This is a genomic window from Marinifilum caeruleilacunae (assembly GCF_013141825.1).
In the GTDB taxonomy this organism is placed as follows: Bacteria; Bacteroidota; Bacteroidia; order Bacteroidales; family Marinifilaceae; genus Marinifilum; species Marinifilum caeruleilacunae.
Window position 1 is genome coordinate 16,956 of the sequence record NZ_RZNH01000021.1, and the last position, 14,075, is coordinate 31,030.

The 14,075-nt window shown below is 38.7% G+C and carries 11 protein-coding genes and 2 tRNA genes; 1 reads left to right on the forward strand and 12 read right to left on the reverse strand.

All coding sequences use genetic code 11. The annotated features are described in order from the left end of the window. Positions 1-46: 46 nt before the first annotated feature. From ELS83_RS12825 to ELS83_RS12870, 10 genes are all read right to left on the reverse strand, one after another. On the reverse strand, positions 47-259 hold the full coding sequence (locus ELS83_RS12825) for a hypothetical protein (protein WP_171595961.1): 213 nt from the start codon (positions 257-259) through the stop codon (positions 47-49). A 3-nt stretch (positions 260-262) separates the two neighbouring features. Then, on the reverse strand, positions 263-1,597 hold the full coding sequence (locus ELS83_RS12830) for a DEAD/DEAH box helicase (RefSeq protein ID WP_171595962.1): 1,335 nt from the start codon (positions 1,595-1,597) through the stop codon (positions 263-265). Positions 1,598-1,743: 146 nt separating this feature from the next. After that, positions 1,744-2,181, reverse strand: coding sequence for a VOC family protein (locus ELS83_RS12835; RefSeq protein WP_171595963.1), 438 nt, complete (start codon positions 2,179-2,181; stop codon positions 1,744-1,746). A 120-nt stretch (positions 2,182-2,301) separates the two neighbouring features. After that, a complete protein-coding gene (locus tag ELS83_RS12840) occupies positions 2,302-3,099 on the reverse strand; it encodes an alpha/beta fold hydrolase (protein ID WP_430438938.1) in 798 nt (265 codons plus the stop codon). A gap of 308 nt (positions 3,100-3,407) precedes the next feature. Then, positions 3,408-3,986 (reverse strand): DUF1287 domain-containing protein, encoded by a 579-nt coding sequence (locus ELS83_RS12845; protein WP_171595965.1) that lies wholly within the window; start codon positions 3,984-3,986, stop codon positions 3,408-3,410. Between the two features lie 172 nt (positions 3,987-4,158). Then, the gene (locus tag ELS83_RS12850) at positions 4,159-6,588 is read right to left on the reverse strand and encodes a TonB-dependent receptor (protein ID WP_171595966.1); all 2,430 of its coding nucleotides are present in this window, start codon (positions 6,586-6,588) and stop codon (positions 4,159-4,161) included. 369 nt (positions 6,589-6,957) lie between these two features. Next, a tRNA-Arg gene (locus ELS83_RS12855) sits at positions 6,958-7,032 on the reverse strand. Between the two features lie 48 nt (positions 7,033-7,080). Beyond that, a tRNA-Arg gene (locus ELS83_RS12860) sits at positions 7,081-7,155 on the reverse strand. A 99-nt stretch (positions 7,156-7,254) separates the two neighbouring features. Further along, entirely contained in the window at positions 7,255-9,036 is a 1,782-nt protein-coding gene (locus tag ELS83_RS12865; RefSeq protein ID WP_171595967.1) for an aconitase/3-isopropylmalate dehydratase large subunit family protein, read from the reverse strand. Positions 9,037-9,052: 16 nt separating this feature from the next. Further along, positions 9,053-10,864 (reverse strand): aconitase/3-isopropylmalate dehydratase large subunit family protein, encoded by a 1,812-nt coding sequence (locus ELS83_RS12870; protein WP_216616537.1) that lies wholly within the window; start codon positions 10,862-10,864, stop codon positions 9,053-9,055. Between the two features lie 216 nt (positions 10,865-11,080). On the opposite strand from ELS83_RS12870, the gene ELS83_RS12875 reads away from it, so the two are divergent. After that, positions 11,081-12,253: an MFS transporter gene (locus tag ELS83_RS12875; RefSeq protein ID WP_171595968.1), complete on the forward strand. Its 1,173-nt coding sequence runs from the start codon at positions 11,081-11,083 to the stop codon at positions 12,251-12,253. 62 nt (positions 12,254-12,315) lie between these two features. Here the strand turns inward: ELS83_RS12875 and ELS83_RS12880 are convergent, their stop codons facing one another. Further along, complete coding sequence (locus ELS83_RS12880; RefSeq protein WP_171595969.1) at positions 12,316-13,080, reverse strand: MBL fold metallo-hydrolase; 765 nt, start codon at positions 13,078-13,080, stop codon at positions 12,316-12,318. Between the two features lie 12 nt (positions 13,081-13,092). Then, a complete protein-coding gene (locus tag ELS83_RS12885) occupies positions 13,093-14,070 on the reverse strand; it encodes a bile acid:sodium symporter family protein (protein WP_171595970.1) in 978 nt (325 codons plus the stop codon). Positions 14,071-14,075: the final 5 nt, after the last annotated feature.

Sequence of the window (14,075 nt, forward strand, 5' to 3'; positions counted from 1 at the left end):
ATCTTTTATGAACAGCTCTTTAAGCTGCTGTATTTTACAAAGAACGCTATTTCTTCTTGATCTTGCTAAGTTCCATTTTTCGAATACGAGCACGCACAGCTCCTTTGGTTCTTTTTAGTTTTACAGCCATTTCGCCAACGGGCACTCCGTCAAAAAAGAGGTTAATCAGTTCATCATCAGCCTCCCTGTTCCAAGGGCTATAAGCTTCTCTGTGTTCTTTTTTAATCTTCCTGATTTTGTCGAAATCTTTCTGATCCATAGCTTATCTTTTAAATGATCTTTTCTTTCCTGACCTCTTGGGTGATCCAGGTCTATTTTGCGATCCAGATCGACCTTTTGAATTAGATTTTCTTCTCCAATCCTTCTTGCCCGAATTATTGGATTTAGCTGATCGTGAACGAGGCTTCTTTTTCTCGCTATTATTTTCAAGATTTTTCTCCTCCTTAGGAAGTTCAGGCATATCTTCAGCCGGAAAAGGATGATCTTTCACAACCGGAATGCTCTTTTTGATCAATCGCTGAATATCCTTTAAATATGGCATCTCATCCTGACTGCAAAAGGAAATGGCTACACCACTCGCATTGGCTCTACCAGTTCTTCCAATTCTGTGCACGTAAGATTCTGGAATGTTAGGCAAATCGTAATTCACCACCAAAGCCAAACCTGCAACATCAATCCCACGAGCTGCAATATCGGTAGCTACCAGCACTTTCGTTGTACCTTCCTTGAAATTATTTAGTGCTTTCTGTCTTGAATTCTGGGTTTTATTCCCATGAATGGCTTCTGTTTTAATATCAGCCTTCTTTAGTATTCTTGCAATTTTATCAGCTCCATACTTGGTTCTCGAAAACACCAAAGTAGATCCCAACTCCCTCGATTTTAACAAGTGCGTTAAAAGTTTCGACTTCAATCTTTTGCTGGTAAAATAAATGGATTGCTCAACACGCTCAGCCGTTGTTTGCTGCGGTTGAATGGTAATTTTTTCAGGATTTCCCAAAATCTGCTTCGACAGGCTTACAATTTTAGGAGGCATTGTGGCCGAAAAAAACAATGATTGTCTGCGCTTTGGCAACTGATCTATAATTCTTCGGATATCGTAAATAAATCCCATATCCAGCATCTGATCTGCCTCATCGAGCACAAAATACCTGATATCCCGCAAGGAAATAAACCCCTGATTCATTAAATCAAGCAAACGGCCTGGTGTTGCAACCAGCACATCAACACCTTTTTCCAAAGCTTGTGTTTGTGCTCCCTGTTTTACACCTCCAAATACTACCGTATTTTCAATATCTGTATGTAATCCGTATTCGGTAAAGCTATCTTTGATTTGAATGGCCAGCTCCCTGGTAGGAGTCACCACCAATGCCTTAATTTTTCGCTTTCCTTTACCTCTCCCATCTTCCAATAAATTCTGAAGAATTGGAATGGCAAAGGCTGCCGTTTTTCCGGTTCCTGTCTGAGCACAGCCCAAAAGGTCTCTTTTTTCTAATAAAACTGGAATTGCTTGTTCCTGAATTGGAGTGGGATTGGTATATCCTTTCGCCTCTATCGATCTTAATATTGGTTCTACAATATTTAATTTGTCAAATGTCATAAATTTTTATAAATGAGCGGCAAAGGTAAAGGAATAGTTGGGATTAACGATACAAGACAAAAATGTTTTCGATATTTACGTCTATAAAAAGACAAAAGCCGCAATATTTCGCGGCTTTTTGATAAAATATCATCTTTCAAAAACTTTTAATGTCCTTCCAACTGAAAGCTCACCATCCACTGAATACCAAATTTATCGACAAACATCCCAAAGTACGAACCCCAAAAGGTCTTATCCATTGGCATAATTACATTTCCACCATCCGAAAGTCCTGCAAAAATTCGATCGGCTTCCTCTTTGGAATCTGTATCGAGCGACAGTGAAAAGTTATTTCCTTGTGTTGGAAGTGGGCCAAATGCTTCTGATGAGTCGCTCCCCATTAATACAGTTTCTTTACTTATTGGTAAGGAAACATGCATTATCAGGTTTTTATCTTTTTCAGAAATCGGCCCACAGTTATCCGAAGGAGGCATTTCACCAAAGCGAGCTACATGTGTAAATTCTCCACCTAAAACCGATTTGTAAAAGTCGAAAGCTTCTTCGCAATTTCCATTAAAAGTAAGGTAAACATTAAGTGTTGTCATAATTTGAGTATTAAGATTTGTATTAAATTCTAATTCAAAAGCAGTTTATCTCAATCAAACTTCTATTGAAATTACACAAGATATCATGTAAAATCAATAGCCTGTTAAAAGTTTAAGCTTTTAGTAAGATGAGCTCAACAAGACATTTTCCAGTTCTACACAAAAACGATCAGGCTCTTCAAAAAATGGAAAATGAGCGGAATTTTCGAAATAGATTAATTCTTTTCGAGGTGCTTGTATCTGGTTAAAATATCGTTCTACAAGCTCAAATGGCGTTGTATAATCCTTTTTACCTGCAAAAAAATAAACTGGAATCTTATAGTATTTAACACTCTTTAGTATACTCGAATCCAATACATTGTATTTCATATGTTGCGAACTAAATGAAGATCCTTTTGCCACGGCACTCACTTCGGGAAGTGCATATTCGGGTGCTTGTAAGCCCGACAAAATCAGTGGAAGAAAAGAAGTGCTGTTCTTTAATTCGGCTCCAAACTTGAACAACCAATTCTCATAATACATTTCATCACCGTTTTCTAATTCCAGTGCCAAACTGTCCATTCCCCTGTTTTGTGCTTCACGAATCAGAAATTTCTTCTGAATTTTTATGGCTTCGTGGGAATCAACCACCTGTCCAACACTCACATAAGCATGAAACATTTCTGGTTTTTCGTGAACCATGATACTTGATAAGTAGGAGCCAAAAGAGTGTCCAACTAAAAAAACTTTGTCATGATTATAACGATTTGTAAGCGTATCAATCAAATCGTATGCATCCTGAATAACTTGCCTGACAGACATACTCTGCGGATTAGGCACATTTCGTGCAAAAGTTTTTCCAGCTCCCCGCCTGTCCCATTGTACAATGGTAAAGTTCTTTTCCAAAGGTCGCTGAAATTCATGAGCCAAATACATCATTGGCATTCCCGGTCCGCCATGCATAAATAACAAAATTGGGTTCTCCTTATTGTGTGAGCGAATGAGAACCGATTGCTCTACACCGCCAATTGCAATATATTCAAGGGATGCAATTGAATTTTTAGATTTAATCTTTGGAGTACGAGCAGGATATATCCACCAAATCAATACAAGAATAACAATTGCACTTATTCCATAAACGATGGCCTTAATTAGTGTTTTAAGTTTCATGATCTTTAGTTTGGGCATTTCATCTATCTAATTTAAAAAAGCCCCGATTAAAGTGCAATTACAATCTTCCCATCCGTTTATTTTTGATAGCTATAATGTCCAATTATGGCATATCTGTTCAGTATATCCTCCACAACCTGGCCCGCACCAATATTGTGAACAATCAAAGGTCTTTTCCCATCCTTCGACATCTGATCGATTACGATTCCGATATGAGTAATTCCTCCACCTAAATCCCAACAAACAATATCTCCAGCCAAGTAATCTTGCGGTTTTCCACTCTTTTCCTTTACACTTCCTTTTCGTTCAAAAAAGGTCATCAGGTTCGGCACTCTTCTGTGATCAATATTCTTATCGGTGGTTTTCAATCCCCAATTATTGGGATACAAAGAAAAATTAGCCTTCATATCCTCGTGCACTTCCTTTTGCAGATCGATTCCCAACAAACGATAGGCACGAATCACAACATCGGTACACACTCCTCTATCTGCTGGAACATCACCATTGGGATAATCTATTGCAAAATAAGATGGATCGTAAATTACCTCCTGGTTGATGATTTCTTTTGCTGCATCGGATAATTTCTGTTGGAACTCTTGTGCATAAGAGTTGAGGAGCAGAAGTACAAAAAGTATGCTTAGGAATATTTTTTTCATGGCAATGAATCTTTATTGGATGAATAATGGAACTGAGTACAAGAATCATTCCGAACAAAATCAGTTTACCTGGATTAGCCTTTGTTCAGATTTAAAAACATAAAAAATCTCCCTGCTCATTTCAGAACAGGGAGATTACAATTAAACTAATTGTATGTAGTTGTTGTAATTTCTACATAAATCCGCCGCCACCTTGCGTTTCGCGATTATCTCTTCGCTTGCGCTGCTTGGCTTTGTTTTTACCGCTACCAAATCGGTAAGAGAAACCCAGGTAAGCTGTTCTGCTCTCCCAATGGAACTCACCATTTTGTTTGTATGGTACTTCAGAATCGAACTTAAATTTCATTCCTTCAAAAATGTCATTCACCCTAAAGGTGATCGTTCCTTTTCCTTTTAAAACTCTGTAGCTTGCACCAGTGTTAATCATCCACATTGGATCAACTTCGAACTGAAGGTCTTTTCCACCACCACGATACATGGCAAACAACTGGAATCTTAATTTTTTGGTTGCCGTAAAACTATTTGCTACCCTAACATTAAATGAGTTGTTGGTAATCTCAAGATTCTCATCATTGGAAACTCCTGTTTCTTTCTGAATGTAAAGGTCGGAACTGGCATTCATCGACCACCATTTTGCAAATCGATAGTTGGCTGATAATTCAACACCATATCGATCGTTGCTATCTGTATTATAGTACGACATTTCTACCTTTTCAACATCCAAAGGATCTTTGTTCAGAACCCTTGAAATATTTCCATTTACTCGACGGTAGAAAACCCCAAATGTAGCCGAACCTTTCTTTAAACCTTTTGTATAGTTGAACTCAAAAGAGTTGGTAAACTGTGGTTCCAGATCAGGATTACCAAAAGAACTGATCAATGGAGTACTCCACTCACGAATTGGATTCACCTGCTGAATTGAAGGACGATCGACTCTTCGGCTATAGCTTAATTGAAACTGGTTCTTCTCGCTTGGGTTGAAAGTGAAGAAAACAGAAGGATAAACGGTAAAACGACTATCGGTATATTTAGCTCTTTCATCCCCCTTCATAAATTCTCCATCTACTTCATACTGCTCAAGTCTCGCTCCAACCTGCATCGAGAATTTATCAATCTTATGGTTTACATTCACATATCCCGAATAAATGCTTCGATCGTAAGTAAAGGCCGAATTGTCAATTTTGGTATTTGTAAAATCGAACTGATCTGTTACTCTTTGGTTTTCGGTATCATTATATCTAAGCTCCAAACCCAATTCCAGTTTGGTATTCTCCGATAATGGATTGGTATAATCCAAATTTAAAAGCGTGTTGGTATAATCATTTTCGATATTATCTGAATAATTCGAAGTTAAATCATCTGGGTTTAACAACTCCGTATAGTTTGCATCTTCCGGAGAATCACTTTCGCTATAGGTCGCTTCAAATTCAAGATTATGCCCTTCTTTTTCGAAGTCAATCTTATAGTTAATATTATATGTACCCGTAGAATTATCGGTTTTCGATTTCATTAAATTGTGAAAATCCAGGCTATTGCCTCTATAAATCTTCGTGGTTCCATCAAAATCACCTTCACGAAAGTTTTGTGTCGTATAAAAAGAAAGTGTATTCTTTTCATTTAAATAGATATCGGCTCCTACCTTTAATAAGTGAGAGTAGTTTTCGCTATCAAATTCAAATTTCTGAAAAAGGTCATCCGTTAAAATTGCCTCTCCATTCTCATCCAGCGAGCTTCTCAACACATCACCATAGTTATTTCTTTTACCTCCATTGGCACCGTAGTTTAGGAAAAAGTTCACATTCCCGGTTTTATAGTTCATATCAAGGGAACCATTACCACGTGTATTTTTACCCCTGGTAACTCCCAGGTTCAGGTTACCATTAAAACCAATGTTCGAATTTTTATTCAAAACAATATTAATAATTCCACTCATTCCTTCCGGATTATACTTGGCAGAAGGATTGGTAATCAGCTCGATACTTTTAATCGATGTTGATGGAATTTGCTGTAACAATTGAGCCGGACTAATATTCGTAGGTTTTCCATCTACCAAAATTCTCACATTTTCGTTCCCTCTTAAACTAACTGCTCCTGTCTGACTGTTCACACTTACCGATTGAACATTATCCAAAACTTCCGAAGCTGTAGCTCCTGCTGCGGTTAGGTCTTTACCCACATTCACCACCTTACGGTCGATTTTCTGAGTTATGGTCGATAATTCAGCTCTTACCGTCACCTCGCCCAACATCTCTGTATCTTCCTCTAATCGAACTGTACCTAGTTTATGCGCCGAGATTTTTTTAGAAAAATCCAATTGTCGTTTATATGGTTTGTATCCCATAAATTGAATTTCAACAAGGTTTTTCCCGTGTGGGATTTTTTTAATGCTAAATTTTCCTTCCATATCAGTAATACCACCAGTTAAAATTTTCTGATTGGCATCACGAATTACAATATTTACATATGGCAGAGGCTCTTTGGTTTTCTCATCAATAATCACACCCGTTAACGAACCATTCTTATCACCCACAGCCACTTCGGTTTCGGCAAAAACAGCGAAACTAAACAACAATAGAATGGTTACTAGTAATTTTTCTTTCATAATAATTTCTTTAATACTTTAGTGGTTAATTGTTTGACTCCCTAATTTCTTCAATGCTTACAAGCGGCTTAAACAAAACCCCAATATTTGTTTACAAGCAAAGCATTGTAATGGATAGACAAAGCGTAAAAACAATTTAAAATCGCATGCACCACCCTAATAACACTTTTAATGCCACACATTACATTGCTCTCATTTTGTGATCATTACAAAAATTAGGCAAATAATATTTGTCCGCTAACGGACAAATGCATGTACGATTTCATCGAAAACGAAAAGAGATTTTTTAAAAAGTGTAGATACCAACTTGGGAAGGTGATCGGAAAATGAGGAACAACAAAAAAAGGGTAGCAATTTGCTACCCTTTCGTGATCCAGCCAGGATTCGAACCTGGGACCCACAGCTTAGAAGGCTGTTGCTCTAATCCAACTGAGCTACTGGACCGGCCTTATAGAAACATTAAATTTTTAAACTCCTTTAAGAAAGTTTTTGTGATCCAGCCAGGATTCGAACCTGGGACCCACAGCTTAGAAGGCTGTTGCTCTAATCCAACTGAGCTACTGGACCATCCTTAAAAGGCGATGCAAATATAGGGATTAATTGCGTTCCTACGCAAATGTTTTTACGATTTTTTTTCAAAAAAAATAGCCACAGAACAGTAAATACTTAGGTTTCAGAAAGAATCCAATTTACCAATCCCTTACAATCGATAATTTGCTTTAGTTTATCCGGCAATACCGGAATGTTAAACTCTTTGTCTCCCATTAAAATTGTTCCTTTCTGGAAATCAATATCCAACTTATAACCCCTGCAATAGGCATCAACAATTTCTCGGTTTACAATCAACAACAAGCCCTGGTTAATGGCCGACCGATAGAATATTCGATTCACCGATTTTGCAATTACCGCTTTAACACCAACATGAGCCAAACCAACAGCAGGATGCTCACGTGAACTTCCACAACCAAAATTCTCTCCTGCAATAAGGATATCATTTTCCTCCACTTTAGAAGCAAAATTTTCATCAAAATCCTTGAACAAATATGGTCGAATTCCCTCTGGATCAGAGCTAAGAATCTCATAAGTCAAACTCCCTGAGAACATCTGGTCGGTATTTAGGTTATCGATATCTGAATAATCCCAAACCCCACTATGTTTTCTATTATCATCCCTGGCAATTTGATTCTTGGAATTGTATAGTTTTCTGAAAGGATATGTTCGAACCTCAATTTCCTCACCCCTCGGATCGCTAATCTCACCTTTCAAAGCCGAAACGGCCACTGTGGCAGGCGAAGCTAGGTAAATACTGGCATTTTTATTGCCCATGCGTCCCAAAAAATTACGATTGGCAGTAGAAATTACACTAAATCCATCGGCAGGAATCCCCTGTCCGGTTCCCAAACATGGTCCGCAGGAAGGCCCCAACAAAGTTGCTCCTGCTTGCAAAAGGGTAGAAATAATGCCTTCATCTATGGCTTCCAGGTAAATATCTTTTGAGGCAGGCGTAATTAGCAATTGAAAACCATCTGCAATTTTCTTACCATCCAAAATATCTGCAACTATTTTTAAATCCTCTATTCTCCCATTGGTACAAGTTCCTATCAATCCTTGCTGCAATTTCTTTCCCTGCAACTCACATATCGATTTTACATTATCTACATGATGGGGAACTGCTGCCAATGGAATCAAATCATTCAAATCAACTTCGTACTCCCTATAGTATTTTGCTCCCGAATCGGCCCAAACTCCTTTCACTTTTTCGCCATAATACCTTTCCAAAACTTCATCGGGTGGAAATACTGCATTCTTGGCTCCCATTTCCGAAGCCAGGTTGGCAATGGTCATTCTTTCAGAAATACTAAGGTGCTTTACTCCAGGGCCATGATACTCTATCGACATGTAATTGGCTCCGGCCGATCCGATCATGCCAATAATCCAAAGAGATAAATCCTTGGCGTAAACTCCTTTTGGCAACTTTCCTTTTAAGGTAACTTTTATTGTTTCGGGAACTCGAAACCAGGTCTCGCTTCTTTTCCACAAGCCAGCTGCCTCGGTTCTGTCTATTCCAACTGCCAAAGCATTAAAAGCTCCAGCCGTGCAGGTATGGCTATCGCTCCCAACAATTAACATTCCCGGTTTTGCATGATTCGACATAATTTGATGGCAAATTCCGCAGCCCGAATCGTAAAATTTTTCAATTCTCTGTTTGGCAACCATCTCTCTTACCGCCTGGTAATCGTTGGCAAGTTTTGCATTGGTAGGAGGTGCGTTATGATCTAGCACTACCAACAATTGGTTGGGGTCGAGAATTTTTTCTCCTCCCATTTTATAAAAGGTTTTCTGTATGCTTGCAGTATTATCATGGGTCAATACAATATCAGGTTTTTTAAAGACAATGCTCCCACATTCTGCCCCTAAGATCTTCTCAACAAATGTAAGATTTAACATGGTTATTTACTGATGATTAGAACAAGCCACCATTTTGGTAGATTTCAAGTTGAACCTCGGAGAAGCGTTCTCCAAGTACAGAGATTTCTTTGGTCAGATTTTGAATCTCTCCAGTTTCGAAGTTTATGCGAACATCATCGCCATTTGATAAGTGCAGGTTGGATATCGCTTTACAGGTAACAATAGGGAAAGCTGCGTTAATCGCATTCCTCTCATAAATGGCTCCATACGATTCGGCAACAATAGCCTGCACACCCAAAGCCTTGAAACAATCAACAGCCTGCTGCCTTGAACTTCCACTTCCAAAATTTTTATGAACCACCACAATATCTCCAGCCATCACAACCCTTGAAAAGTTTTCAAATCCCTTCAAATTATCAAAGGTGTATTTTCCCATCTCATCTAAATCGGTTATTGTTAGATATCGGTTGTGGAAAATCATATCGGTATCGATATTATCCATAGGAATGTACCACACTCTGCCCTCAACAACTTTTGGCTTTGAGTCTTTTTCGCCAGGAATTTGATCCAAAGTATCAGTTACAATTCGATTTGAAGTATGATCCCGAACCAAGGGTTTATCAGGTATTTTATCGGGCGATACAATACAGCCTGCAATGGCCGATGCAGCAACAGTAGCCGGCGATGCCAGGTATACTTTTCCCTTGCCTTGTTTCCCCGGAAAATTTCTATTTCCTGTACTAATGCTTACTTCTCCTTCACCATTCTGACCAACCTGTCCGGCTGCACAGCCAGCACAGCCAGCATTGGAAACCATGGCACCAGCTTCTTTAAAGATGTTGATTAACCCTTCCTTCAAGCATTCATTCCAGATTTCATCGGTAGCTGGAACAATTTTAAACACAACTCCAGGTGCAATTTTCTTCCCTTTCAGGATTTTGGCAGCAATTCTAAAGTCTTCCATTCTGCCATTGGTGCAACTCCCAATAAAAGCTGAATCGATATGCACACCTGTCGATTCTTTCACAGGAACTGTATTGTGCGGCTCTCCAGGTAAAGCAAGTCTTGGAACGAAGCGATCCAGATCCAAATGAAATTCCTGTTCATATTCAGCATCTTTATCGGCCTTAATCAATTCCAATTTCTCACCTCGGCGAAATTCACTGTACTCCATTATTGCTTCGTTGGGCGTGAATAATAGGATGATGCAACCCATTTCCGTTCCCATAGAAGCAATCGTAATCCTTTCGTCCAGGGTCAATTTATCAACCTCTTCCCCATACAGCTCTACCGAATATCCAAGTAGCGAATTCGCTCCAAAATGGTCCAACAGGCCAAGTACAATATCTTTGGCGTAAAGCCCTTTAGGTCTTTTTCCTCTAAGGTTAATTTTAACAGATTTTGGCACTTTGAACCATACTTTTCCCTTGTGAATTGCAGCGGCAATATCTTTATCGCCCATTCCCTGACCGAAAGCCCCAACAGCACCCAATATATTTGCATGAGAATCGGTAGTTACCGCAGTAGAACCAGAGTAAGCCAAGCCTTTTTCAATTAAAGTGTGGGTACCAATTCCTGTATTGATATCGAAAACTTTCACACCATTATCGCGGGCAAACAAACGACATATTTGTTGGTTTACTGCGTATTTTTGATCCGATCCGGTTGGATTGCAATCGAAAGTAAAGAAGGTTTTAGAAGGATCGTGAATTTTCAGTTGATGATCCTGCATATTTTTAACCACATTGGCACCTCCAAAGTCGCGCGCAGCACGCACATCTATCTCAATATCCACGATATCTCCCGGACAAACGACTTTCTCCTTGGAATGGTTCGCCAGGATTTTTTCGATTAGTGTCATTCCCATAGTTCAAAGTTTTTTCAAGTTGAACATTTCCACGTTCGAGTCTACTATTTTTCCACCCAAACTCAACACAAAATCAAGCCCTTACTCTTAAATTTACGGAAAAATTATCCCATATCCATCAGATTTACAGAAGAATATTTCAACAATCATATCTCTTTTATCAAGATATTTTAAGATTTGAATAGAGAAATTATCTTTGCAGTTCAATTCACAAAAATGACAAGAACTTACGCCGGAAATATTCCCAAACTATACGCTATTAAAATAGCAAAGTGGTTCATGCTTACCATGCCCATTATTGTTCTGTTTTACCAGGAAAATGGATTGAGCATGCAGGATGTTCTTACCCTTAAAGGAATTTATTCGGTTGCTGTGGTCATTCTCGAAATACCGTCGGGTTACCTTGCCGATGTATGGGGACGAAAAAAATCACTCATTTTAGGGTCAATTCTTGGTTGTCTTGGTTTTGTGGTCTACTCGTTCAGTTATGGTTTTACAGGATTTCTTGCGGCAGAATTAATTCTTGGAATTGGGAGTAGTTTTATTTCCGGTTCCGATTCAGCGATGCTTTACGATAGTCTCTTAAAAATGAAAAGAGAAAAGGAATATTTAAAGCAGGAAAGCCGGGTGATGTCTATCGGTAATTTTGCCGAAGCCATTGCTGGTATTGCTGGCGGAAGCCTGGCATTAATTAGTTTACGTACGCCATTTATCCTGCAGTCTTTTATTGCATTTATTGCCATTCCGGCAGCCATATTGCTTCTTGATCCAAATCAGGACTCCAAAAAAACAAAAGCAGGATTCACGCACATTCTGTCCATTGTAAAATTCTCACTTTGGGATAGTGCAAAACTTCGCTGGAACATCATGCTTTCTTCAGTTATTGGTTGCGCTACACTTACTTTGGCCTGGTTTATTCAGCCCTATCTTAAAGATTTAAATATGGAAGTAAGCACCATTGGTGTAATATGGACCTTACTGAATTTAACCGTTGGCTTCGTTGCCCTCTTAGCTCATCGGGTCGAAGGATATTTAGGGAAAATTGGTACCTCTGTTTTTATCGTAATCGGGATATCAAGTGGCTTTATCCTAAGTGGATGGTTTCACTCTTTAATTGGTGTTGGCGTTCTGTTTTTCTTCTATTTCGTTCGAGGTATTGCTACTCCTGTACTGAAAGATTATATCAATCGGATTACCGAATCTGACATGAGAGCAACTGTTCTTTCGGTACGTAATTTTATCATCAGAATTTGCTTTGCTGCCATTGGACCATTTCTTGGTTGGTATACCGATCATTACAGCATTTCGTCGGCTTTAATGCTTGCCGGAACAATTTTCCTGATACTGGGTGGAGTAAGCGTAATTTTTATCCGAAAAGTAGAAAAATAAATACTTTTCGACCTTTTGACTTTTAGACTCTTAGACCTTTAGACTCTTAGACCTTTAGACCTTTAAACTTCTATCGTCAACTCATCGTAGGCCAGGTAGACATTTTCGGGAAGTTCGGCCTGAATATCATCATAGAATCCCATTTGGTGACTGATATGTGTAAAATAAGCCTTTTCGGGTTTGATTTCTTCTACCAATTCCAATGCTTCAGATAAATTGTAATGAGAAATATGCTTCTCTTTTCGCAGTGCGTTAACCACTAATATTTTTGCTCCTTTGATCTTCTCTTTTTCCTCTGGCGAGATGTAATTCACATCGGTAATATAAACCAAATCGCCTATGCGATATCCATAAACCGGTAATTTTAGGTGCATTCCTCTAATGGGCTGAATGGTGGTGCCATTAATTCGAAAAGGCTGATTTGTAACCTCAATTAAATTCATTTGTGGTATACCAGGATATTTGAACTCTGCAAATACATAGGCGAACTCCTTTTTCAATGACTCCTGCACACGTTTTTCGGCATAAATATTTACGGCAGTTTTGTTCACCCAATTAAATGCACGAATATCATCTAATCCTGCAGTATGGTCTTTATGTTCGTGCGTAAACAGTATGGCCGAAATGTTTTCAACCCCGGCTCGAAGCATTTGATACCTAAAATCAGGTCCACTATCAATTACAATATTCTGATTGTCTACATGAACCAAAACAGAAGTTCGCAATCGCTTATCCTTCTTATTTTTGGATTGACACACGGGACATTTGCATGCAATAATGGGCACTCCCTGAGAAGTTCCAGTTCCAAGAAAAGTTAGTTTTACCATACTTTATTCCTATCAGAGTTCACCTCTTGATTTGTCTGGTTTTTTCTGATCCCGAAGTTCTTTTCGAATGGAAAGGAATAATAAGTAAGCCAGGACAAATACAGCTAATACAGCCGATGGAATTGCAGCTTTTTCGCCAAACAACGTTAAGGCTGTTACTACGGCAAATCCAGAACTTTTTACAGTCACCAACAAATTCTGAGTCATGGCCACAGGTGCCGAAACACCCATTTTTTTACTTATTTTTTCATAGGTCCATCCCAATCCAAAAATCCCAAGGAATAATACCAGGGAAACCAGCAAGAGTATCTCAAAATTAGAAAAAAATACTTGTCGGTTTAAACCTACAGCCGTAAAAATTATTAGTGCAAAACCCCAGTCGACAATTCGCCCCCTTACCTTTTCGATGGTGGGTTTAATTGGCGCCCACAATAAGAAGCGGGAAATCAGTAATGGTATTAATACCAGCTGAACCATGGCAATAAACAAATCTATGGGATTAATTCCCCCATCAACATTAGAAAACAGGCCTACAATGAGGGGCGCAAAAAACAAAGAAGAAATAAAGGCTCCCAATGTTCCTACAATGGCATATTTTAAATCCCCGTCAAGGATATGAGAAAATGGAATAACAGCAACCCCAGGCGGCGTAGATGCAATCACTACAAAGCCAAGAAACAATTCCGGTGTTGGCATAATAAAATAGGAAAGTGTAATTACCACTGCCCCAAAAACCACATAATTTAAAAGAGAACCCATTATCATTGGCTTGATCATCTCTTTTAATGGGAACATGGCTTTGGTTGAAATACCTGTAGTTGAAAAGGTCATAACTACGGCCAAAACATAAAAAGTATAGTTTTTGAACAAAGAAGCGTACTGACCAATTAGTAAACCCAAAATAACAGCCAAGACCAGGATAAAGTTTCTATTTAATATGATTTTTGTAGCAAATTCTTTCATTTTGTAAGACAATCCTATGATTTTCATGCAAA